Origin of the sequence: Streptomyces sp. NPDC059852, from assembly GCF_042731455.1 — a bacterium.
Lineage (GTDB): Bacteria > Actinomycetota > Actinomycetes > Streptomycetales > Streptomycetaceae > Streptomyces.
In genome coordinates this window covers 178,169-199,792 of sequence record NZ_JBHWJK010000012.1, presented here as the reverse complement: position 1 = coordinate 199,792, position 21,624 = coordinate 178,169, and the positions used below count along the sequence as shown (strand labels likewise).

Annotated in this window: 26 protein-coding genes; 14 read left to right on the top strand and 12 right to left on the bottom strand. The window is 71.5% G+C overall.

Annotated features, from left to right (window positions below):
• Nucleotides 1-17 precede the first annotated feature (17 nt).
• Complete coding sequence (locus ACFV46_RS18275; protein WP_055624136.1) at nucleotides 18-431, bottom strand: hypothetical protein; 414 nt, start codon at nucleotides 429-431, stop codon at nucleotides 18-20.
• 270 nt (nucleotides 432-701) lie between these two features.
• The gene (locus ACFV46_RS18270) at nucleotides 702-962 is read right to left on the bottom strand and encodes a UBP-type zinc finger domain-containing protein (RefSeq protein ID WP_361925934.1); all 261 of its coding nucleotides are present in this window, start codon (nucleotides 960-962) and stop codon (nucleotides 702-704) included.
• A 134-nt stretch (nucleotides 963-1,096) separates the two neighbouring features.
• Here ACFV46_RS18270 and ACFV46_RS18265 point away from each other — a divergent pair, with 134 nt between their 5' ends.
• On the top strand, nucleotides 1,097-2,692 hold the full coding sequence (locus ACFV46_RS18265) for a Na+/H+ antiporter (protein ID WP_385498867.1): 1,596 nt from the start codon (nucleotides 1,097-1,099) through the stop codon (nucleotides 2,690-2,692).
• A 48-nt stretch (nucleotides 2,693-2,740) separates the two neighbouring features.
• Here the strand turns inward: ACFV46_RS18265 and ACFV46_RS18260 are convergent, their stop codons facing one another.
• Nucleotides 2,741-3,655, bottom strand: coding sequence for a 1-aminocyclopropane-1-carboxylate deaminase/D-cysteine desulfhydrase (locus ACFV46_RS18260; protein ID WP_385498866.1), 915 nt, complete (start codon nucleotides 3,653-3,655; stop codon nucleotides 2,741-2,743).
• 27 nt (nucleotides 3,656-3,682) lie between these two features.
• On the bottom strand, nucleotides 3,683-4,273 hold the full coding sequence (locus ACFV46_RS18255) for an N-acetylmuramoyl-L-alanine amidase (protein WP_376729104.1): 591 nt from the start codon (nucleotides 4,271-4,273) through the stop codon (nucleotides 3,683-3,685).
• Between the two features lie 301 nt (nucleotides 4,274-4,574).
• Here ACFV46_RS18255 and ACFV46_RS18250 point away from each other — a divergent pair, with 301 nt between their 5' ends.
• The 3 genes from ACFV46_RS18250 to ACFV46_RS18240 all read left to right on the top strand — a co-directional run bounded on the left by ACFV46_RS18250 (nucleotide 4,575) and on the right by ACFV46_RS18240 (nucleotide 8,102).
• Nucleotides 4,575-5,981, top strand: coding sequence for a family 2B encapsulin nanocompartment shell protein (locus ACFV46_RS18250; RefSeq protein ID WP_361925941.1), 1,407 nt, complete (start codon nucleotides 4,575-4,577; stop codon nucleotides 5,979-5,981).
• A 124-nt stretch (nucleotides 5,982-6,105) separates the two neighbouring features.
• Nucleotides 6,106-7,233, top strand: a complete 1,128-nt coding sequence (locus ACFV46_RS18245; RefSeq protein WP_385498865.1) for a family 2 encapsulin nanocompartment cargo protein polyprenyl transferase — start codon at nucleotides 6,106-6,108, stop codon at nucleotides 7,231-7,233.
• 275 nt (nucleotides 7,234-7,508) lie between these two features.
• A complete protein-coding gene (locus tag ACFV46_RS18240) occupies nucleotides 7,509-8,102 on the top strand; it encodes a GNAT family N-acetyltransferase (RefSeq protein ID WP_361925945.1) in 594 nt (197 codons plus the stop codon).
• 42 nt (nucleotides 8,103-8,144) lie between these two features.
• Here ACFV46_RS18240 and ACFV46_RS18235 read toward each other — a convergent pair whose 3' ends face one another.
• A complete protein-coding gene (locus ACFV46_RS18235; protein ID WP_385498864.1) occupies nucleotides 8,145-8,735 on the bottom strand; it encodes a TetR/AcrR family transcriptional regulator in 591 nt (196 codons plus the stop codon).
• 123 nt (nucleotides 8,736-8,858) lie between these two features.
• On the opposite strand from ACFV46_RS18235, the gene ACFV46_RS18230 reads away from it, so the two are divergent.
• From ACFV46_RS18230 to ACFV46_RS18215, 4 genes are read left to right on the top strand one after another with little or no spacing between them, the layout of a single operon-like run.
• Nucleotides 8,859-9,443 (top strand): dihydrofolate reductase family protein, encoded by a 585-nt coding sequence (locus ACFV46_RS18230; RefSeq protein ID WP_385498863.1) that lies wholly within the window; start codon nucleotides 8,859-8,861, stop codon nucleotides 9,441-9,443.
• A 26-nt stretch (nucleotides 9,444-9,469) separates the two neighbouring features.
• Nucleotides 9,470-9,733: a hypothetical protein gene (locus tag ACFV46_RS18225; RefSeq protein WP_385498862.1), complete on the top strand. Its 264-nt coding sequence runs from the start codon at nucleotides 9,470-9,472 to the stop codon at nucleotides 9,731-9,733.
• Nucleotides 9,734-9,778: 45 nt separating this feature from the next.
• A complete protein-coding gene (locus ACFV46_RS18220; protein WP_361925953.1) occupies nucleotides 9,779-10,111 on the top strand; it encodes a DUF952 domain-containing protein in 333 nt (110 codons plus the stop codon).
• On the top strand, nucleotides 10,108-10,323 hold the full coding sequence (locus ACFV46_RS18215) for a hypothetical protein (protein ID WP_385498861.1): 216 nt from the start codon (nucleotides 10,108-10,110) through the stop codon (nucleotides 10,321-10,323). The genes ACFV46_RS18220 and ACFV46_RS18215 overlap by 4 nt, the downstream gene beginning before the upstream one ends.
• Here the strand turns inward: ACFV46_RS18215 and ACFV46_RS18210 are convergent.
• Entirely contained in the window at nucleotides 10,310-11,050 is a 741-nt protein-coding gene (locus ACFV46_RS18210; protein WP_385498860.1) for a VOC family protein, read from the bottom strand. The genes ACFV46_RS18215 and ACFV46_RS18210 overlap by 14 nt on opposite strands.
• Nucleotides 11,051-11,295: 245 nt before the next feature.
• Entirely contained in the window at nucleotides 11,296-11,691 is a 396-nt protein-coding gene (gene sodN, locus ACFV46_RS18205) for a superoxide dismutase, Ni (protein WP_020136639.1), read from the bottom strand.
• A 145-nt stretch (nucleotides 11,692-11,836) separates the two neighbouring features.
• On the opposite strand from sodN, the gene sodX reads away from it, so the two are divergent.
• The gene (sodX, locus tag ACFV46_RS18200) at nucleotides 11,837-12,271 is read left to right on the top strand and encodes a nickel-type superoxide dismutase maturation protease (protein WP_361926249.1); all 435 of its coding nucleotides are present in this window, start codon (nucleotides 11,837-11,839) and stop codon (nucleotides 12,269-12,271) included.
• Here sodX and ACFV46_RS18195 read toward each other — a convergent pair.
• Nucleotides 12,175-12,804 (bottom strand): CGNR zinc finger domain-containing protein, encoded by a 630-nt coding sequence (locus ACFV46_RS18195; RefSeq protein WP_361925959.1) that lies wholly within the window; start codon nucleotides 12,802-12,804, stop codon nucleotides 12,175-12,177. The genes sodX and ACFV46_RS18195 overlap by 97 nt on opposite strands.
• Nucleotides 12,805-12,902: 98 nt before the next feature.
• Here ACFV46_RS18195 and ACFV46_RS18190 point away from each other — a divergent pair, with 98 nt between their 5' ends.
• Entirely contained in the window at nucleotides 12,903-13,679 is a 777-nt protein-coding gene (locus ACFV46_RS18190) for a methyltransferase domain-containing protein (protein WP_376729110.1), read from the top strand.
• A 76-nt stretch (nucleotides 13,680-13,755) separates the two neighbouring features.
• On the opposite strand, the gene ACFV46_RS18185 is transcribed toward ACFV46_RS18190, so the two are convergent.
• Genes ACFV46_RS18185 through ACFV46_RS18175 form a run of 3 tightly spaced genes read right to left on the bottom strand, consistent with a single transcriptional unit; the run spans nucleotide 13,756 to nucleotide 16,447 of the window.
• Entirely contained in the window at nucleotides 13,756-14,517 is a 762-nt protein-coding gene (locus tag ACFV46_RS18185; protein WP_361925963.1) for an amino acid ABC transporter ATP-binding protein, read from the bottom strand.
• A complete protein-coding gene (locus tag ACFV46_RS18180) occupies nucleotides 14,514-15,458 on the bottom strand; it encodes an amino acid ABC transporter permease (protein ID WP_361925965.1) in 945 nt (314 codons plus the stop codon). The genes ACFV46_RS18185 and ACFV46_RS18180 overlap by 4 nt, the downstream gene beginning before the upstream one ends.
• A gap of 35 nt (nucleotides 15,459-15,493) precedes the next feature.
• Nucleotides 15,494-16,447, bottom strand: a complete 954-nt coding sequence (locus ACFV46_RS18175; RefSeq protein WP_376729111.1) for an ABC transporter substrate-binding protein — start codon at nucleotides 16,445-16,447, stop codon at nucleotides 15,494-15,496.
• A 662-nt stretch (nucleotides 16,448-17,109) separates the two neighbouring features.
• Between ACFV46_RS18175 and ACFV46_RS18170 the strand changes: the two genes are divergently transcribed.
• From ACFV46_RS18170 to ACFV46_RS18155, 4 genes are all read left to right on the top strand, one after another.
• Nucleotides 17,110-18,333: an NADP-dependent malic enzyme gene (locus ACFV46_RS18170; RefSeq protein ID WP_361925969.1), complete on the top strand. Its 1,224-nt coding sequence runs from the start codon at nucleotides 17,110-17,112 to the stop codon at nucleotides 18,331-18,333.
• Nucleotides 18,334-18,584: 251 nt separating this feature from the next.
• On the top strand, nucleotides 18,585-19,547 hold the full coding sequence (locus tag ACFV46_RS18165; protein ID WP_385498859.1) for a zinc-binding dehydrogenase: 963 nt from the start codon (nucleotides 18,585-18,587) through the stop codon (nucleotides 19,545-19,547).
• Between the two features lie 125 nt (nucleotides 19,548-19,672).
• Nucleotides 19,673-19,882, top strand: a complete 210-nt coding sequence (locus ACFV46_RS18160) for a helix-turn-helix domain-containing protein (protein WP_003997975.1) — start codon at nucleotides 19,673-19,675, stop codon at nucleotides 19,880-19,882.
• Nucleotides 19,882-20,445 carry a Clp protease N-terminal domain-containing protein gene (locus ACFV46_RS18155; RefSeq protein WP_385498858.1) on the top strand — a complete coding sequence of 188 codons (564 nt, stop codon included), beginning with the start codon at nucleotides 19,882-19,884 and terminating at the stop codon, nucleotides 20,443-20,445. The genes ACFV46_RS18160 and ACFV46_RS18155 overlap by 1 nt, the downstream gene beginning before the upstream one ends.
• Nucleotides 20,446-20,523: 78 nt before the next feature.
• Here the strand turns inward: ACFV46_RS18155 and ACFV46_RS18150 are convergent, their stop codons facing one another.
• On the bottom strand, nucleotides 20,524-21,624 hold the full coding sequence (locus tag ACFV46_RS18150; protein WP_385498857.1) for a helix-turn-helix transcriptional regulator: 1,101 nt from the start codon (nucleotides 21,622-21,624) through the stop codon (nucleotides 20,524-20,526).

Here is a 21,624-nt window from a genome sequence, read left to right as displayed (position 1 = left end):
CGGCCCGTCCCCGTCCCTCACGCCGGCCCGGGTCCCGCGCCGCGCTGTTTGTAGAGGCTGATCGACACGGTCTTGTCCTCGTCCACCGCCGAGGAGACCTTGCCGGCCAGGGCCGACAGGACGGTCCAGGCGAAGGTGTCCCGCGACGGGGCGTGGCCGTCCGTCGTCGGGGCCGAGACGGTGACCTCCAGCGAGTCGTCGACGAGCCGGAACACGCAGCTGAGCACCGAGCCGGGCACGGCCTGCTGGAGCAGGATCGCGCAGGCCTCGTCCACCGCGATGCGAAGGTCCTCGATCTCGTCGAGGGTGAAGTCCAAACGGGCGGCGAGGCCGGCAGTCGCCGTACGCAGCACCGACAGGTAGGCACCCGCAGCCGGCAGCCGGACTTCCACGAAGTCCTGGGTCACGGGCTCGCCTGCGATCTGGGACACCCTCACCTCCAAGGTGGTACAAGCTTCTCGGGGCCGAGGGTCGCCCCCCGGGGTAACGCGATCTGTGGTTCAGCGGTGACGCTACCGCGCTTCGAAGTTTCCTGTCCCCAGGACCCCAACCCCTTGCTGTCACTCATAGTAAACACACGGATACGCTCCGTGGCTAGGGGGTCTGCGGGCCCAATTGGGAAGAGCGCGCGCCGGTTTGACGTACCCAGACGTCAGACGGTCGAACCGTCCGGTTCCGGCGCCGTCCAGCCTACGTCCCCGTCACACGAGAACATGGTCCACGAAGCACCAGCGCCAGTTCTCCCCGGGCTCGAAGGTCCGCATGACCGGATGCCCGGTCTCCTTGTGGTGCGCGGTGGCGTGCCGCCTGGGGGAGGAGTCGCAGCAGCCGACGTGACCGCAGGTCAGGCAGATCCGCAGCTGTACCGGATGCGTGCCCTCCGCCAGACACTCCGGACACGTCTCGCTCAGCGGCTCGGGTTCCGGGTGCGGCAGCCCGTCGGCGTGCGTGCACTGTTTCATGATTGCCAGGTTACGACGGCCGCGCGGGGCCCCGCGCGCGAGAATCATGGCCGGGGAGCGCGGGTGGCGCCGTCCCCGGGCACGGCGAGCGGGCACGCGCGAGCGTGGGCGACGGACGAGGGTGGGCGAGAAGCATGGACGTGATGCCGCTGCTGCTGCTGGTGGCGGGAAGCGCGGCGGTGGCCGCCCTCGCCCGGCGGGTCCCCGTCCCGGCGCCCCTGCTGCTGGTCGCGGCCGGGCTCATGGTGTCGTACGTGCCCGGCGTGCCCGACTACACCCTCGACCCGCACATCGTGCTGCCCCTGATCCTGCCGCCGCTGCTCTACACGGCGGCCACCGACAGCTCCTACCTCGACCTGCGCGCGCAGCTGCGTCCCGTGGCGCTGCTGTCCGTGGGCTACGTCCTGTTCGCGACCCTCGTCGTGGGCTACGCCGCCTACCTGCTGGTCCCCGGGCTGCCGCTGACCGCGGCGCTGGTGCTGGGCGCGGTCGTGGCGCCGCCCGACGCGGTCGCGGCGACGGCCGTCGCCCGCCGGGTGGGCCTGCCGTCGCGGATCACCACGATCCTCCAGGGCGAGTCCCTGGTGAACGACGCCACCGCCATCACCGCCTACCGGGTCGCCGTCGCCGCGGCGGTCGGCGAGGGCGCCACCTGGGCCGGCGGCATTCGCGAGTTCCTGCTGGCCGCCGTCGGGGGCGTCGTCGCCGGACTGGTGCTGATGGTGCCCATCCACTGGCTGCGCACCCACCTGAAGGAGGCGCTGCTGCAGAACACACTGTCGCTGCTGACCCCGTTCGTGGCGTACGCGGTCGCCGAGCAGGTGCACGCCTCCGGAGTGCTCGCCGTCGTGGTGGTCGCGCTCTACCTCGGGCATCGCGCGTGGGAGGTCGACTTCGCGACGCGGCTCCAGGAGGAGGCCGTGTGGAAGATGGTCGCGTTCGTGCTGGAGTCGGCGGTGTTCGCCCTGATCGGCCTGCAACTGCCGGTCGTCCTCCGAGGCCTCGGGGAGTTCGAGGGCTCCACCGCCGCCTGGTACGCGACCGCCCTGTTCACCGTCGTCGTCGCCTCGCGGTTCCTGTGGGTGTATCCGGCGACCTTCCTGCCACGGATGTTCTCGGCCCGGATCAGGGAGCGCGAGGAGAACCCGACCTGGAAGGCGCCGTTCGTCATCTCCTGGGCGGGGATGCGCGGCGTGGTCTCCCTCGCCATCGCGTTCTCCATCCCGCTGACGATGCAGGAGGGCGAGCCGTTCCCCGAGCGCAACCTCATCCTCTTCCTGACCTTCACCACGGTGATCGGCACCCTCGTCGTGCAGGGCGTGACGCTGCCGCCGCTGATCCGCCTGCTGAAGCTGCCCGGGCGCGACCCCCAGGCCGAGACCCTCGCCGAGGCCAACGCCCAGGCGCAGGCGTCCCGGGCCGCCGACAAACGCCTGCGGGAACTCCTCGCCGACGAACGCAACACCCTCCCCGAGCCCCTGGTCGAGCGCCTGCGAGCGGTCCTGGAACGCCGGCGCAACTCCGTCTGGGAGCGCCTCGGCCAGGCCAACCCGATCACCGGAGAGTCTGTCGACGACACCTACCGGCGGCTGTCCCGGGAGGTGATCGGCGCCGAACGCGCCGTCTTCGTCAAGCTGCGCGACGGCCGCTACATCGACGACGAGATGCTGCGGACCCTGCTGCGCAGGCTGGACCTGGAGGAGGCGGCGGCCTACCGCGAGGCGGACTGACCCGGCCGCCGGGTCGGCTAAGGTCGCGGACTCATCCGGCTCCCGGACTCACCCGGTGAACGGCGCCCCCGTGACGACGGCCGCGACCGTCGTCCCGCGCGCGAAGGCGCCCTCCTCGGCGAGGGCCACGAGCGCGTACAGCATTTTGGCGACATAAAGACGCTCGACGGGTATCCCGTGCCGGTCCTCGAAGTCGGCCGCGAAGGACTCCAGAGCGGGCGTCGTACGCGCGTACCCGCCGAAGTGGAAGCGCTCCTCCAGCGACCAGTCCCCGCGCGGGCCCCCGAACGCCGCGGACTGCAGGGCGCGCACCTCGGTACCGAGGAATCCGCCCCGGAGCACCGGCACGCCCAGTGCCCGCGCGCCCGGCCCCAGCCCGGCGGCCAGACCCGCCAGGGTCCCGCCCGTGCCGCACGCCACCGCGACCACGTCGGCCCGCCCGCGCAGCTCCTCGCCGAGCGCCCGGCACCCCTGGACGGCGAGGGCGTTGCTGCCGCCCTCCGGGACCACATGGGCGTCCTGGGCGCCCGCCGCGCGCAGCACGGCGGCGAGCGTCGAGGGCTCGCTCTTGCGGCGGTACGTCGACCGGTCGACGAAGTGCAGCCGCATCCCGTCGGCCACGCACCGGGCCAGCGACGGGTTGAGGGGACGTTCCGCCAGCTCCTGGCCGCGCACCACGCCGACCGTGGGCAGGCCGAGGAGCCGGCCCGCCGCCGCCGTGGCCCGCAGATGGTTGGAATAGGCGCCGCCGAAGGTGACGACCGTGCGTCCGGCCGCGGCCGTCAGGTTCGGCGCGAGCTTGCGCCACTTGTTGCCGATCAGCTCCGGGTGGATCAGGTCGTCCCGTTTGAGCAGCAGCCGCACCCCGCGCCGCTCCAGCCGCCCGTCCGCCGACTCGCACAGCGGCGAGGGCAGCAGGGGCCGCAGGGCGGCGAGGTCGGGTACGGCGTCACGGCTGGTCACCCGGCCATTGTGACCGGCGCGGCGCCGCTACTTCAGCCGCTCCTTGATACGCCCGCGCATGGACGCCATCGTGAACCCGCGCGGGTCCACCTTCCCGGGCTGCCACTCCAGGTGCCCGATCACCGAGCGCTCGTTCCAGCCGTGATGCCGGCAGATGGCGGCCGACACCCGCTCGATCGCCTCCAGCTGCGCCTCGGGCCAGGGGTCCTTGCCGTCGCCCAGGTTCTCGCACTCGAAGCCGTAGAAGTGGCGGTTGCCGTCGGTGTTGGCCTCGTTGTCGGGCGGCAGCGCCTTCTCCGCGATGACCGCGCGCAGCACGTCGTCGTCGCCGAGCCCGGCGTGGTTGGCGCGGCCGTAGCCGACCAGGTGGACCTTGCCGTCCTTGGTGATCACTCCGTGGCAGAGCGGGCCGGGCAGCCCTTCGTAGCCCTTGCGGCACAGCTCCACGGTGTGCGCGCTGCCCTTGGTCACCGAGTGGTGGATCATCACCCCGTGCACGGGGCCCCAGGGCCCCACGTGGTCGCGGTTGTGGTGCTCCCAGTCGCCGACCTCGACGACCGTCACGCCCTCCGCGCGCAGCCTCTGCAGGAATCTGCTCGCGGACATGGGAGTGGCCATGTACGCCTCCTCGCGCCGTGGGGCGGCCGCCGGATGCGGCCGCCTCGTACCGGTGCTTTACCGGAAACGGAGGAAAGGACTCCTTCTCGCTTCCCCGCTCGCACGGTGAGCGAGCCGTTTCGGCCAGTCCGCGGGCCGGTACGGATCGACAGAAGACCGCCATCTGCCCAGCGAGCCCGTGATCCATTCCCCCTCGTTCGTGTAATAGCACCAACACGTTCCGTGATGAAAGCCTGGTCAGGCAGATCGCTACGCGTGGCGCCACGACGGCGCCGGTGCACGACCGGGAGGGCAATTCCATATGTCGGTAGGCGAAGAGGTCCGTACGGAGCAGGCCAAGTCGCAGCAGAGTCTCGGCACGGCGGCCGCACGGAACCTGGCCACCACGACCAAGTCAGCACCTCAGATGCAGGAGATCAGCTCCCGCTGGCTGCTGCGCATGCTGCCCTGGGTCAACGTGCAGGGCGGCACGTACCGGGTCAACCGGCGTCTGACGTACGCCGTGGGGGACGGCCGCGTCACGTTCGTGAAGACCGGCGACCGGGTCGAGGTCATCCCCGCCGAGCTGGGCGAACTCCCGGTGCTGCGGGACTTCGAGGACGAGGACGTGCTCTCCGAGCTGGCCCAGCGCTGTGTGCAGCGGGAGTTCGCGGCCGGCCAGGTCATCGCCTCGTTCGGCAGCCCGGCCGACGCGGTGTACCTGCTGGCGCACGGCAGGGTGGAGAAGATCGGCCCCGGCCCCTACGGGGAGGACGAGCTGCTGGGCGTCCTCGCCGACGGCGCCTACCTCGGCGAGCAGGCGCTGCTCGACCCGGACGCCATCTGGGAGTACACGGCCCGCACGGTCACCGCCTGCACCGTCCTGGTCCTGGACCGGCGGGACTTCGAGCAGATCGCGGAGCGCGCCGAGTCGCTCCAGGGGCATCTGGAGCAGCTGCGGTCGATCCCCGCGCAGCGCACCAACAAGTACGGCGAGAAGGCGCTCGACCTGGCGGCCGGCCACAGCGGCGAGCCGGACATCCCGCACACCTTCGTGGACTACGAGGCCCGGCCCCGCGAGTACGAACTGAGCATCGCCCAGACCGTGCTGCGCATCCACACACGCGTGGCCGACCTGTACAACCAGCCGATGAACCAGACCGAGCAGCAGTTGCGGCTCACCGTGGAGGCCCTGAAGGAGCGCCAGGAGCACGAACTCGTCAACAACCGCGAGTTCGGCCTGCTCCACAACTGCGAGTACGACCAGCGGCTCCAGCCGCACGACGGCGTGCCCAGCCCCGACGACATGGACGAGCTGCTGAGCCGGCGGCGCGGCACCAAGATGTTCCTCGCCCACCCGCGCGCGATCTCCGCGTTCGGACGCGAGTTGAACAAGCGCGGACTGGTCCCGGAGACCATCGAGATGGGCGGCAACCGCATCCCGACCTGGCGGGGCGTGCCCATCTTCCCGTGCAACAAGATCCCGGTCACCGAGGCCCGGACGACCTCGATCATCGCGCTGCGCACCGGCGAGGCGGAGCAGGGCGTCATCGGGCTCCAGCAGGCGGGCATCCCGGACGAGATCGAGCCGAGTCTGTCGTGCCGCTTCATGGGCATCAACGAACAGGCCGTCATCAACTACCTGGTCACGGCGTACTACTCGGCCGCGGTCCTCGTCCCGGACGCCCTCGGTGTCCTGGAGAACGTCGAGATCGGCCGATGGCGATGACCTCCGCCGGCGGTACGCCGTGTTCCGCGCAGTCCGCGTGGGTAGACCCACGGCGTAGGCGTCCCAGCTGGAGCGGAAGGGTCACCGTGGGCCGACTCATCGAGGCGAGGCCGTGGGTGAGTTCATGACGGAGACACAGCACCGCCCCGCGGGGGTACCGCGTGCGACCGAGCCGCCCGAGGGGCGCGGGCCCGTCCTGACCGGTCGGCCGGACCGCCCAGGACCGGCCGACCCGCCCGAGGCGGCGGCGATCCTGGAGGGCACCCGGGCGTCCGTCGACCCCGAGATGCGCGCCGCGATCGAGTCGCTGCCCCCCTCCATGCGCAGGATCGCGCTCTACCACTTCGGCTGGACCGACCCGGACGGCACCCCGGCGACGGGCGGCGCGGGCAAGGCCATCCGGCCCGCCCTCGTCCTCACCGCCGCGGCGGCGCTCGGCGGCCCACGGGCCCGGGCGGCGGCCCTGCGGGCGGCGGTCGCGGTGGAACTGGTCCACAACTTCACGCTGTTGCACGACGACGTGATGGACCGGGACACCACCCGCCGGCACCGGCCCACCGCGTGGACCGTGTTCGGCGACGCCGACGCGATCCTCGCCGGGGACGCCCTGCAGGCGCTGGCCCTGCGTCTGCTCGCCGAGGACCCGCATCCGGCGTCCTCCGCGGCCGCCTCCCGGCTCGCCGACTGCGTGGTCGAGCTGTGCGCGGGCCAGCACACCGACACCGCGCTGGAGAAGCGGCACCCCGGCGAGGTCTCCCTCGACGAGGTGCTCGCCATGGCCGAGGCCAAGACCGGCGCGCTCCTCGGCTGCGCCTGCGCGCTCGGGGCGCTGTACGCGGGCGCCGGCGACGACGAGGTCCGGGCGCTGGACGCGTTCGGCCGTGAGGCCGGGCTCGCGTTCCAGCTCATCGACGACGTGATCGGCATATGGGGAGACCCGAGCCGTACCGGCAAGCCGGTCGGCGCGGACCTCGCCGCCCGCAAGAAGTCGCTGCCCGTCGTCGCGGCGCTCACCTCGGGCGGCCCGGCGGCCCGGGAGCTGGCCGCGCTGTACGAGGTGCCCTACGACCAGGAGGACCTTCAGCGCACCGCGCTCGCCGTGGAACGGGCGGGCGGCCGTGACTGGGCGCAGGCCCAGGCCGCGGACCGGATGGCCCGTGCCGTTCAGGCGCTCGCCCGCGCGGTGCCCGACCCGGAGGAGGCGGGTGGACTGCTGGCGCTGGCCGAGTTCGTGACCCGGCGCAGCGCCTGAACGACGGCCGCGGGCAGGGCGCCGCGGCCATGAGGACCCCGGAGCCACCGGGGCCGTACGGCTCCTGACCCCGTACGGCGCCATCGTGGCTCCGGCCCGGCGGGTCCCGCACATCCCCACGGTGTGCGGGGCCCGTCCCCCGTCCCCCTCCGTACGCGGGTGCCCCTCTCCGCCTCCTCGAGGCGAACGGATCACGTCAAAGTCGTCCCCGGTACGGCAGCGCACGGTCAACCGACCTACGATCAAGGCCGGTTGAGACGAAGGGGCGCGGACTCATGGGCGTGGCGATCCGGACGGCGGGCGAGGCGGACCGGGAGCTGGTGGTGGGGTTGCTGGACGCGGCCTTCCAGGACGACCCGGTCAGCAGCTGGGTCTTCCCCGGCGAGGAGCACCGCCGCACCACCCACCCGAAGCTGATGGCCGCGTTCACCGATGTCGTCCTGGCCCACGGCCGGATCGACGTCACCGAGGACGGCACGGCCTGCGCGCTGTGGATGTCCGTCCCCGCCGACGCGCCCGAGCAGGACGACGAGGGTCCCGCCGAGCTGCGCGCGGCCGTCGACCCGGACAACGAGCGCGTCGAACTGATCGGCCGGCTGACCGCCGGTGCACATCCGGCCGGGCGGGCCCACGAGTACCTGTGGATGATCGGCGCGGCCCCGGAGCGGCAGGGGCAGGGCCTGGGCACGGCCCTCATCACCTCCGTCCTCGACCGCTGCGACCGGGAGGGCCTCGGCGCCTATCTGGAGGCGAGCAGCGCCCGCAGCCGTGTGCTGTACGAGCGCCTCGGCTTCACCCTGGAAGGACGCCCCCTCGACCTGCCGGACGGCCCGCGGATGTGGCCGATGTGGCGCGACCCGCGCGCCTGAGCCCCGCCACCCATCCAGCCGCCCGCCCCTGGCCGTCCGGGTCTACTCCTGCGGCACCACCATCGCCGTGATGGTTTCCACCAGCCCGTCCGGGACGGTCACGCCGGGCAGGACGCCGTCCAGGACGTCCGGCAGGGTCAGGTGCTCCACGAGCAGGCCGAGCATCGCCAGATAGAGCACGGTGACGACCGCGTCGCCGCCGGGCAGCTCGGCGGAGCGGTGGAAGGCGAGGCCCTCCTCGAGATCGCCGCGCACCGACTTGGTGAACGAGGCGCGCAGTTCGGGGCGCCGTGTCGCCTCCAGGCGCATCTCCAGCAGCGCCAGATAGCCCGTGCGGTCGCGGGTCGCGCGGCCCATCAGGTCGTGCATGAACGCGGTGACGAGCGAGCGGTCCTTCGGCCGTTCGAGCAGCCCGGCCAGGACCTGCGGGTCCGGCGCGAGCCGCACATGCAGCCGGGCGTCGATCTGCCGGAGCAGATCCGCGCGCCCGGTGAAGTAGTTGGAGGCGGTGCCGACCGGCACCCCGGCCTCGGCGTCCACCGCCCGGAAGGTCAGCCCCCGCGCCCCCTCGCGCGCCAGCACCTCGACACCCGCGTCGACGAGAGCCGCCCGCCGCTCCGGATTCCCCGCCATGCGGAATCCCCTCTCTCAGTTGAAGTCCTCAGGGAAAAACCCTTGCGACCACTACAGTCGGAGTACTACAACTGAAGCACTACAACCGAAGTGGTTGAGGTCAGCCTACGAAAAGAGACCGGCTTGCGAAAGCTCACGTACTTCATCGCCTGCTCCCTCGACGGCTTCATCGGGGACACGGCCGGCGACGCCTCGGACATGTTCCGCTTCGTGGACGAGGAGTTCCTGGCGTACCTCGCGGAGCAGTACCCGGAGACGGTGGCGACCCAGGGCCGCCGGGCCCTCGGCCTCGACCACCTGGAGAACAAGCGGTTCGACACGGTGATCCAGGGCCGCGGCAGCTACGACGAAGCCCTGAAGGTCGGCATCACGAGCCCGTACGCCCACCTGCGCCAGTACGTCGCGACGCGCTCCCTGCCCGAGTCGCCCGACCCCGAGGTCGAGTTGATCAGGGACGACGTCGTCGGCAGGGTCCGGGCGCTGAAGGCGGAGGAGGGCGGCCTGGGCATCTACCTGTGTGGCGGCTCGCAGCTCGCCGGTGTCCTGTTCGACGAGATCGACGAACTGGTCATCAAGAGCTACCCGGTCGTCTACGGCACGGGCATGCCGATGTTCGGCTCGGATCTCTCCGTCACCGAGTTCGCCCTCGACGAGGTCCGCGCCTTCGGCAACGGGACCGTGGTCCGTACGTACAGCAGGAAGCGCTGAGCCCCGAGCCGCCCTACCCTGGGCACATGGGCAGCGAAGAGCACGTCTGTCCCGACTGCGGACAGCCCGTCGAAACGGTCGTCCGGCGTCACAAGACGCTGGGCGCATGGGTCCCGACCTGGGTCGCCGGCCCCTGCCGGAACCCCGATTGCTCCGGGCACTCGGAGGAGCCGGCCGAGCAGCGGCATCACGACCGGCCCGCCCCGCCCGGACAGCCCTCTCCATCCGCCCCGCCCGGACAGCCCGCTCCGGCCGGCCGGCCCGAGAAGACCACCGCGACCGAATCCTGACCTCCGACGGGGAAGCCGGTCCGCCCCGGACCGTAGGGTCGCCGTATGTCCGAACGCACGTACATCCTCCACCTCACGGAGCGCTCGCTCTGGGAGGCCGCCCGCGAGCGCGGGGCCTACGAGATCTCCACCCGTGGCCGCACGCTCCAGGAGGAGGGCTTCATCCACTGCTCGACCCGCGCCCAGCTCCCGGCCGTCGCCGCCTTCCTCTACGGCTCCTACGACGGCCCCGACGACCTGGTCGTACTGGTCGTCGACCCGGAGCGGCTGGACGTGCCACTGCGCTACGAGGCGGTGAAGCCGGGCGGCGAGGAGTTCCCGCATGTGTACGGGCCCCTGCCGGTGAGCGCCGTGGTCGACGTGGAGCGGTGGGCGTGACGGGGCGGACGAGCCGCCGGTCATGGCGGTGGATCGTGGCGGTGTGGCTGGTCCTGGTGGCCGTCGCGGGCGGCGTGACGCTGTGGCTGCGGGACGCGACCGAGTCGCCGGGGCCGTACCGCTGGGAGAACGCGACGACCCCGGCACTCCCGCCGGAGTGCACGCCGCCCGCGCCGGGCGAGGACGCCCTCTGCTTCGTCAGGTCCCGCTGAGCGCGCCCGTGCCCGGATCGCGAGCCGTCAGGCAGTAGACGCCGCCCGCCGGGTCCCGCATCACCGTCCAGTGCGCGCCCTCCGCGACGAAGGAGGCGCCCAGCTCCTCGTGCCGGGCCCGGGCCGCGGCCACGTCCGCGCAGGCGAGGTCCACATGGGCCGAGGCCGGGCGCTCCTCGCCGAGCCGCTGGATCAGGACGCGGACCGGCAGCCCGGCCGGGGGACGCAGCACATGGAAGCCGGGGCGCGAGCCGGGCCGGGACTCCCAGCCGTCCAACAGCACGGTGAAGAAGGCGACTTCGGCGTCGAACGCGGAGGGCGGGACGTCCAGGCAGACCTGGTCGAGACGGCTCCCGTGCACGACGGGCGGCCGGACCGCCTCCCCGGCCCACGGCACCACGCAGAACGGCACCCCCGCGGGCGTGCGCAGCACGGCCCACCCGTCGTGCTCGGCGACCGGACCGGCCCCGCGCTCCGACGCGCCGTCCACGAAGGCCCGTACGTCCTCGACGGCGAAGTCGAAATGCGCGCCCCCGGCCCCGGATCCGACCCCCTGCACCTTGACGCAGGGGTCCGCCCCGTCGCCGGGCAGCAGGGTGACGAACTCGTCCCCATCGCCCCGGAAGGCCGACAGACGGCTCTCCGTCACCGCCGCCCAGAAGCTGTGGGCCGGCTCGAAGACGGCGGCGGGCCGGTCCACGAAGGCGTACGTCCAGCGGATGCTCATGGGGTGATCGTAGGCCGGGCCGCCGCACCTCCCCCGGGCGGCCGCCGCCCGCGCAAGGGCCAGTGCGGCCGGCACCCTCGGCCGGAGCGCCCGGACGGCCGCGCCCGGCGCGGTGCCGATCAGCGGCGCGGGACCCTGACACGCATGGACGGCCCGTCGCCCGCCCCGACCGACACCGAAGGGGCCCGCCCGGCGAACCGGCCGAGCCCCTTCGGGCGTCGGGAGAACGACGAACAGACCTGGGTTCAGGCCTTCTTGGTCTCCCAGAAGATCTTGTCGATCTGGGCGATGTAGTCCAGAGCCTTCTGGCCCGTCGCCGGGTCCGTCGACGCCTTGGCGGCCGAGAGGGCCTTCAGGGTGTCGTTGACCAGCTGGTGCAGCTCCGGGTACTTCTCGAAGTGCGGGGGCTTGAAGTAGTCGCTCCAGAGCACCGAGACGTGGTGCTTGGCCAGCTCGGCGCGCTGCTCCTTGATGACGGTGGCACGCGCCTGGAAGTGCGGGTCGTCGTTGGCGGCCATCTTCTCCTGGACGGCCTTCACCGACTCCGCCTCGATGCGGGCCTGGGCCGGGTCGTACACACCGCAGGGCAGGTCGCAGTGTGCGCTGACCTTGACCTTGGGGGCAAACAGGCGGGAAAGCATGGAGCATTCCTTCCTCGTGATCGTCTTCTCAGGTGGGACATTACTCCCTGCAAGACCGGATTTCGCGAGTGCCCCCGTGGGCTTAGGACAAAAGTCCAGGGTGAGACTGAGACTGGTGGAGGACCGTACCGGGGAGGTGCCGGGGATGCCGGAGTTGTCGCAGGAGACCGAGCGCGGGCGGGCCGGGCGGCCCTTCGGGTGGGCCGAGGTGACCGGTCCGTCCATGGTGCCCACGCTGTACCACGGCGATCTGCTCGTGGTCTCGCACCGGGGCCGCACCCGGCCCGGTGACATCGTCGTCCTGCGCCACCCCTTCCAGCAGGACCTGCTCGTCGTCAAGCGTGCGGCCGAGCGCCGCGAGGGCGGCTGGTGGGTGCTGGCCGACAACGCGTTCGCCGGCGGCGACAGCACCGACTACGGCGTCGTCCCGGACGAGCTGATCCTGGGCCGCGTACGGCTGCGGGTGCGGCCGCGCAAGCCCGGTCAGCGCTCCCCGTGGGCCGTGCTGCGCTGGGCGCTGTCGGCCGTGCGGCCGGTGCTGGCCGACCGGTCGGCCTCCAGGCGCTTGCGGGCCCGGTAGGCGGCGACGTTGGCGCGGGTCGCGCAGCGGTCCGAGCAGTAGCGCCGGGAGCGGTTGGTCGAGGTGTCCAGGTAGGCGTTGCGGCAGGGCGACGCCTCGCACAGCCCCAGCCGGTCGACGCCGTACTCCGTCAGATGGAAGGCCAGGCCCATCGCGGCGATGGCCGCGTAGCCGGCGGTCGCGTTCGACGGATGGTCGGCCAGGTGCATGTGCCACAGCGGGCGCCCGTCCTCGTCCCGGACGTCGTGCCCGGAGATCTGCGGGCTCACCGGGAACTCCAGGAGCAGGGCGTTCAGCAGGTTCACCGCGGTGGACTCGTCGCCCCCGTCCGCCGCCTCGAAGACCGACCGCAGGCGTGCGCGGACCGAGCGGAAGCGGGTCACGTCGGCCTCGGTGGCGCGCCGGGCCGCCTCCTGGCCGCCGCCGAAGAGGTCGCGGACGGCCTCGACCGAGGTCAGCGAGTCCTTGCCCCGGGCCGGGTCCTCGCTGTTGACGAGGCGCACGGCGTAGTCCGAGTAATAGGCCAGTTCCACTTGTAGTCCTTACGGAGACGTTCTATCGTCGTCGTGCGGTCGGGTAATGGGCGATCGTGTATCCAGGGTATTACGCAATCCTGTGACGGAGGGGCCCGATGACGGACTTGGACAGCTCGGCGACCACGGCCACGGCGGACTGGGCCGGCTGGCAGCGCAGCTGGGACCGGCAGCAGGAGTGGTACATGCCCGACCGGGAGGACCGCTTCCGGATCATGCTGGACATGGTCGAGGCCCTCGTCGGCCCGGCCCCGCGCGTGCTCGACCTCGCGTGCGGCACCGGAAGCATCTCGGCCCGGCTGCTCGCTCGGTTCCCGGAGGCCACCAGCACCGGCGTCGACCTCGACCCGGCGCTCCTCGCCATCGCCGAGGGCACCTTCGCGGGCGACGAGCGGATCTCGTTCGTCACGGCCGACCTCAAGGACCCCGACTGGCCGGCCCGGCTGCCGTACGACTCCTACGACGCCGTCCTGACCGCCACGGCCCTGCACTGGCTGCACCGTGAACCCCTCGTGGCCCTCTACGGTCAGGTCGCGGAGCTCGTCCGTGACAGCGGTGTCTTCATGAACGCGGACCACATGATCGACGAATCGACGCCCCGGATCAACGCCGCCGAGCGCGCCCAGCGCCACGCGCGCATGGAGGCGGCCAGGGCGGACGGTGTCCCCGACTGGTCCGAGTGGTGGCGGCTGGCGGCCCAGGACCCGGCCCTCGCCGAGCCGACGGCCCGCCGCTTCGAGATCTACGGCGACCACGCCGACGGCGACACGCCCTCGGCCGCGTGGCACGCGCGCGTCCTGCGCGAGCAGGGCTTCGCGGAGGTTCGGCCGGTCTGGTGCTCCCCGTCGGACACGCTGGTGCTGGCGCTGAAGTAGCGCATGAGAGAGGGGCGGTACGGATCACCCGTACCGCCCCTCCGTCTGTCCTCGGTCCTCGGTTCTCTGTCCTCGGTCAGAGGACCTTGGAAAGGAACGCCTGCGTCCGCTCGTGCTGCGGGTTGGTCAGGACCTCCCGCGGATCGCCGGACTCGACGACCACACCGCCGTCCATGAAGACCAGGCTGTCGCCGACCTCGCGGGCGAAGCCCATCTCATGGGTGACGACGACCATCGTCATGCCGGACTCGGCCAGGTCGCGCATGACGTCCAGGACGTCGCCGACCAGCTCTGGGTCGAGCGCCGAGGTGGGCTCGTCGAAGAGCATCAGCTTCGGGTCCATCGCCAGCGCACGGGCGATCGCCACGCGCTGCTGCTGGCCGCCGGAGAGCTGCGAGGGGTAGTTCCCGGCCTTGTCGGCCAGACCGACCCGGTCGAGGAGCTCGCGCGCCCGCTCCCGGGCCTGGGCCTTCGCGACGCCCTTGACCTGGATCGGCGCCTCGATGACGTTCTCCAGGGCCGTCATGTGCGGGAACAGGTTGAACCGCTGGAACACCATGCCGATGTCCCGGCGCTTCAGCGCGACCTCGCTGTCCTTGAGCTCGTACAGCTTGTCGCCCTTCTGGCGGTAGCCGACCAGCTCGCCGTCGACGTACAGCCGTCCGGCGTTGATCTTCTCCAGGTGGTTGATGCACCTCAGGAAGGTCGACTTGCCGGAGCCCGAGGGACCGATGAGGCAGAACACCTCGCCCTGCTTGACCTCGAGGTCGATGCCCTTGAGGACCTCTACGGGGCCGAAGGACTTGTGGACGCCCTCGGCCTTGACCATGGCCGTCATGCCTTGCCTCCTGTCGGCTTCGCGCGGCTGGACAGGGACAGCACGTTCGCCCTGATCTTCTGGAACGGCGTGGCCGGCAGCGACCGGCTCGAACCGCGCGCGTAGTAGCGCTCCAGGTAGTACTGGCCGATGCTGAAGACCGAGGTCAGCAGCAGGTACCAGGCGGCGGCCAGGAACAGCATCTCGGCCGGGGCGCCGGAGGTCTGGCCGATGTCCTGGGCCGCGCGGAACAGCTCGGGATACTGGACGACCGACACCAGCGAGGTCGTCTTCAGCATGTTGATGACCTCGTTGCCCGTGGGCGGCACGATCACGCGCATGGCCTGCGGGATGACGATGCGGCGCAGCGTCTTGACGTGGCTCATGCCGAGCGCGTGCGAGGCCTCCGTCTGGCCCTCGTCGACCGCGAGCAGACCGGCACGGCAGATCTCCGCCATGTACGCGGCCTCGTTGAGGCCGAGGCCGAGCAGCGCCGTCAGGAACGGGGTCATGAAGTCCGACCACTCGTTCTTGTAGAACGGGCCGAGGTTGATGTACTCGAAGACCAGGCCCAGGTTGAACCAGACGATCAGCTGGACCAGGACCGGGGTGCCGCGGAAGAACCAGATGTAGAACCACGCGATCGACGAGGTCACCGGGTTCTTCGACAGGCGCATCACGGCGAGCAGGACGCCGCCGATGATGCCGATCGCCATGGACAGGATCGTCAGCAGCAGGGTCCTGCCGACGCCGTCGAGGATGCGGTCGTCGAAGAAGTAGTCCGGGATCGCACCCCAGTTGATCTTGCCCTGGGAGAACGCGTACACGACGGCGCCCAGCAGGGCGAGCGCCACGACGGCGGAGACGTACCGTCCGTAGTGGCGGACCGGGATGGCCTTGATGGCCTCCGGACCGGCCGGCGGGGTGCCCGCCGGCCCGTCCTTCTTGTCGATGTCAGTCACAGGTGTTGCCTTTCAGTGCCCGCTGTCCGGCGCGGTCACTTGCCGCCGTTGACGGTGGCTTCCTTCACCGCACCGTCCTCGACGCCCCACTTCTTGACGATCTTCTCGTACTCGCCGTTCTCGATGATCGCGTCGAGGGCCGCCTTGAGGGCGTCGCGCAGCTGGGTGTTGGTCTTGGCGACCGCGATGCCGTACGGGGCGGCCTCGACCTGCTCGCCGACCAGCTGGAAGTCGTTGCCGCCGCCGGAGGTCTTCACGGCGTACGCGGCGACGGGGAAGTCGGACGAACCGGCGGCGGCGCCACCGGCACGCAGGCGGGTCTGGGCCTGCTGGTCGTTGTCGAAGGCCTCGATGGTGATGGTCTTGCCACCGGAGCACTTCTTGGCCTCGGCCTTGGCCAGGTCCTCGGAGACCGTGCCGCGCTGTACGACGATCTTCTTGCCGCACAGGTCCGACCACGTCTTGATGTCGGTGTTCTTGCCCTTCTGGGTGTAGATCGAGACACCGGCCGTGAAGTAGTCGACGAAGTCGACGCCCTCACCGACCTTCTTGCCGGTGTCCGAGTCGATGCCCTCCTGGCGGTCCTTGGTGTCCGTCATCGCCGACATGGCGATGTCGTAGCGCTTGGAGCGCAGACCGGTGATGAGGCTGTCGAAGGTGCCGTTCTCGAACTGGAACGTCACGCCGAGCTGCTTGCCCATGGCGGCGGCCAGGTCGGGGTCGATGCCGACCGTCTTGCCGGAGTCGTCCTTGAACTCGACCGGGGCGTACGCGATGTCCGAGCCGACCTTGATGACGCCCTTGTCGCGGATCGCCTGCGGCAGCTTGTCGGCGAGCGGCGCCGCGCTCTTCGAGCCGGAGCTCTCCGAGCTGCTGTCGGTCTGGTCACCGCAACCGGTGAGAATCAGTGCGCCTGCGACCGCGATCGAGCCGACCACTGCCAACCGGGAGCGAGCGGCGGTCGTACGACGGGTGGTGCGTGCGGTCATGGTGGGTTCCTCCGGCGGATGGGTGGAGTTGCCGATGGGGCGGGCGCCTGCCGGTGACCGGCAGGGGCCTGGAGTTGCTCAGGTCGACGAGAGCACACGCCTTCGAGTGTCGCGACCCTGTGTGATTACGGCATCTTGCCATTCGGACTGCGCCATTCAGGGCGCCCGCCATGTCAAAATCGGATAACGGGTTACCCCCGAACCGCCGCAGGTCGGTCCATCCAGACCGCACCTCTTGCGGGAATCCATCCTTCCGGCCGGAAGATCTTCGGTGTTTCACGGGATACGGGCCGGTCGTGTGCGGGGTACGTGAGGGTCATCGGCCATTCATGATGTTTGGTGATGATTGTCCGCCCATTTCGGCACGATTCACACCGGTGGCGCCCTCGCGTCGTGTCCGATTCGTATCCATGGGTGAGGAAGTCTCCCCATGCGTCATGTGATCTTGCACGTATTGGACTCGTCCCGGCGCGGTCCGTCCGGTAAGAAGGTTCTTTACACCCCTCATCCGGGGCTTCAGGGCGCGTGTGCGGCGCGCCCGTCGCGTATGGGCCGTACGTCGTACGTCGTACGTATCAACGAGCAGGGCCATACGCGTCCCCGCCCACTTCTCACCAGGAGTGGTTCCACCCTCAACCAGAACACCTAAGGGGTCAGACAAAGTGGCAGCGGAGATCGTCAATCCTCGCAGCGGGGGCAATACCGATCAGGACGGCGGGGTCGAACCCCTCGATTCCTTCGATCCGGCATTCGCCCTGCACCGCGGCGGCAAGATGGCCGTGCAGGCCACCGTGCCGATCCGCGACAAGGACGACCTGTCCCTGGCGTACACGCCCGGCGTCGCGAAAGTGTGCAGCGCGATCGCCGAGCAGCCGGACCTCGTCAACGACTACACGTGGAAGTCGTCCGTCGTCGCCGTCGTCACCGACGGCACGGCCGTGCTGGGGCTCGGTGACATCGGCCCCGAAGCCTCCCTCCCGGTCATGGAGGGCAAGGCGATCCTGTTCAAGCAGTTCGGCGGAGTCGACGCGGTCCCGATCGCGCTCGACTGCACCGGCGTCGACGAGATCGTCGAGACCGTGGTGCGCCTCGCGCCGTCCTTCGGCGGGGTGAACCTGGAGGACATCTCGGCGCCCCGGTGCTTCGAGATCGAGCGCAAGCTGCAGGAGCGGCTCGACATCCCGGTCTTCCACGACGACCAGCACGGCACCGCCGTCGTCACACTGGCGGCGCTGCGCAACGCGGCGCGGCTGACCGGCAAGGGCCTCGCGGACCTGCGGGCCGTCATCTCCGGCGCCGGAGCGGCCGGGGTCGCCATCGCCCGGATGCTGGTCGAGGCCGGCATCGGCGATGTCGCGGTGGCCGACCGCAAGGGCGTCGTGTCGGCCGACCGGACCGACCTGACGGACGTCAAGCGGGAGGTGGCCGGTTTCACCAACAAGGCCGGGCTCACCGGCTCGCTGGAGTCGGCCCTGGCCGGCGCGGACGTCTTCATCGGCGTCTCCGGCGGCACGGTGCCCGAGGAGGCCGTCGCCTCCATGGCAAAGGGCGCGTTCGTCTTCGCCATGGCCAACCCGAACCCCGAGGTCCACCCGGAGGTCGCGCACAAGTACGCGGCGGTCGTCGCCACGGGCCGGTCGGACTTCCCGAACCAGATCAACAACGTGCTGGCCTTCCCGGGCATCTTCGCCGGGGCGCTCCAGGTGCGGGCCTCCCGCATCACCGAGGGCATGAAGATCGCCGCCGCCGAGGCGCTCGCCGGTGTCGTCGGTGACGACCTCGCCGCCGACTACGTGATCCCGTCCCCGTTCGACGAGCGGGTGGCTCCCGCGGTCACCGCGGCCGTCGCCGCCGCCGCGCGCGCCGAGGGCGTCGCGCGCCGCTGACCCGGACGTCGCATGGACGGCCCCGCCCGGCTTCCGGGCGGGGCCGTTTCCTTGCTCCGCCGGTGGGTGCCGTCTCTTTACCCGGCCGCTCGCCCGTCCGGGTGAGCGGGGAGGGCGGGGCCGGCGTGTCGCGCGGAGGGGGCGGGGAGGGTGCGGAAGGCCCGCGGGGGTGGTCCGCGGCTTGGCAAGAGGGCGTGTCTCACAACGCCCCACCGTTCCGCCGGCCGGGCGCGGAGCCTATCGTCAAGGTCATGTTCGCTGTCTACGCCGCCCGAATCGACCGCGACCAGCCGCTCTCCGGCCTGGAGTTGGGGGACCGCCCGGTCCCCGAGGCCCGCCCCGGCTGGAGCACCATCGACGTCAGGGCCGCCTCCCTGAACCATCACGACCTCTGGTCCCTGCGGGGCGTGGGCCTCCCCGAGGAACGGCTGCCGATGATCCTCGGCTGCGACGCCGCGGGCGTCGACGAGGACGGCAACGAGGTCGTCCTGCACTCCGTCATCGGCCAGAGCGGGCACGGGGTCGGCCCCCGGGAGCCCCGCTCCATCCTCACCGAGCGGTACCAGGGCACCTTCGCCGAGCGGGTCGCCGTCCCGACCTGGAACGTCCTGCCCAAGCCCAAGGAGCTCTCCTTCGAGGAGGCCGCCTGCCTGCCCACCGCCTGGCTGACCGCGTACCGGATGTTGTTCACCAACGCCGGTGTACGGCCCGGGGACTCGGTGCTGGTGCAGGGAGCCGGCGGCGGTGTCGCCACGGCCGCGATCGTCCTCGGCAAGGCGGCGGGGCTGCGTGTCTTCGCCACCAGCCGGGACGAGGCCAAGCGCAAGCGCGCCCTGGAGCTCGGCGCCGTGGAGGCCGTGGAGTCGGGGGCCCGGCTGCCGCAGCGGGTCGACGCCGTGATCGAGACCGTCGGCGCCGCCACCTGGTCGCACTCCGTGAAGTCGCTGAAGCCCGGCGGCACGCTGGTCATCTCCGGTGCCACCAGCGGCGACCGGCCCTCGCACGCCGAACTCACCCGGATCTTCTTCCTGGAGCTGAAGGTCGTCGGCTCCACCATGGGCACGAAGGACGAGCTGGAGGACCTGCTGTCCTTCTGCGCCGCGACCGGGGTGCGCCCGGTGATCGACGAGGTGCTTCCGATGGACCGGGCCCGTGAGGGCTTCGAGCGGATGGCGTCCGGCGAGCAGTTCGGGAAGATCGTGCTCACCAACTGACCTCACACGTCATGCCGTTCACGGCGGGTCCGGTCCTGACTCCGGGCCCGCCGTTCGCGTTCCCGCGTGCCCACACATGTCAACTGGGGTTGACATGCCGAGGTCTGTCAACCAACATTGACAGCATGACCGAGGCAACGGATCTCGCCGAGCGGGCGGGAGATCGCGATCCACGTGTGGGCCTGCGGGCCGTCGCGGCACTGCGCCGGCTGCTGGAGCAGTTGGAGGCGGTGCAGGTGCGCAGCGCGCGCAACCAAGGGTGGTCGTGGCAGGAGATCGCCGCGGAACTCGGGGTCAGCAGGCAGGCCGTGCACAAGAAATACGGGAGGCGTTGATGTTCGAGCGGTTCACGAAGGACGCCCGCGCGGTGGTGACGGGCGCGGCGGAGCACGCCGAGCGGGACAGGGCGCCGGCCGTCGGAGCCGAGCATCTGCTGCTGGCGCTGCTCGACCGGGAGGGCAGCCGGGCGTCGTTCGCCCTGGCGGCGCTCGGCGGCGGGGAGTGGATCGACTCCGTACGCCGGGCGCTCGGCGACGCCCGGCGGCGGGGCGGGCTGTCGCAGGCCGAGACGGAGGCGCTCGCCGGACTCGGTATCGACGTCACGGAGATCGTCGCCCGCGTCGAGGAGGCACACGGTGTCGGGGCGCTCGCCGGGGACCGCCGGCGCGGAACCGGGTGGTCCGGACACCGCCCGTTCAGCAAGGAGGCCAAGGATGTGCTGACGAGGTCGCTGCGCATGGCCGTCGCCCGCCGGGACCGGCACATCGGCGACGAGCATCTGCTGCTGGCCCTCACCAGCCGCCCCGGAGTGCCCGCCGAGGCCCTCGCCGACCACGGCGTGACCCATGAGTCCGTCACCCGGGTGCTGTACGGCGGCCCGGAGACCAAGGCCGGCTGAGGGGCCGCCGCCGTCCGGGCGCACGCGGGGCCCAGCGCATGACGGGCGGGCGGCACGGCCGTACCGCCCCCGGCTGCCTCAGGGCTTGGGCGCCCGCAGCACGGCCCCGATATGGGCCGCCGCCGTCGACAAGTGGCGCCGGACGTCCCGGAACTGATCCGGTGTCACGCCGTGGTCGCGGGCCGCGTCGCGGATGTCGTCGCGGAACCGGTCGAGCAGTCGGTCCAGATCACGCGCCGGGTCGCCGGTGCCGGTCTCATGGGCCCAGGTGGGCTCGTAGCCGGCCGGGAAGTCGTCGGGGGTCTCGGAGTACTCGGGCGGCCGGGTGTACTCGGCGGCGGGCGCGTGCTCGGCTGCCGGGGCCTGTCCGGCCCGGTCGGTCCCGGGGGAGGAGGCGTCCTGGCGGCCGAAGCCGAAGTCCCGGCCGAACCCCTTGCCGTGCTCCTTGCCGAAGTCGCCGAACTCCTTCGCCAGTTCCGTCAGGCCCTCGCGCAGCCCCGTCGGCCAGTCGCCGCGCGTGAAGTGGTCCTGCACCTGCTCCTGGACCCGGCGGGCGATGCGCTGGACCTCCTCCTGAGCCTGGGCCCGGGCGCGGTCCTGCGCCTCCTTGGCCTGGCGCCGGGCGCGCTGGGCCTCCTCGCGGGCGCGACGGCTCTCGTCCTTGGCGCGGCGGGCCTGCTCCTTCCACTCCTGCTTGGCCCGGCGCATCTCCTCCTTGGCCGCCCGCCACGCCTCCTTGTCGGTGACGTCCGCATGGTCGCCGAAGGAGGTCTCCGACCGGGAGCCGCCCTTGCGGGCCTCGGAGGCGGCGGCCCGCATCTCACGCCGCAGATCCCCGGCCGCGCCGCGCACATCGGCCTGCATCTCGGCGGCCAGCTCGGCGACCGACTCCCGGATCTCCAGCTCCAGGTCGGCCAGTTCACCGCTGCGGTCGGCCAGTTCGGCGCGGCCCGCGTCCGTGATGGCGTAGACCTTGCGGCCGCCCTCGGTGGTGTGGGTGACCAGGCCCTCGGCCTCCAGCTTGGCCAGGCGCGGGTAGACGGTGCCTGCGGACGGCGCGTACAGCCCCTGGAAGCGCTCCTCCAGGAGGCGGATCACCTCGTAGCCGTGGCGGGGAGCCTCGTCCAGCAGCTTCAGCAGATACAGGCGCAGACGGCCGTGGGCGAAGACGGGGGGCAT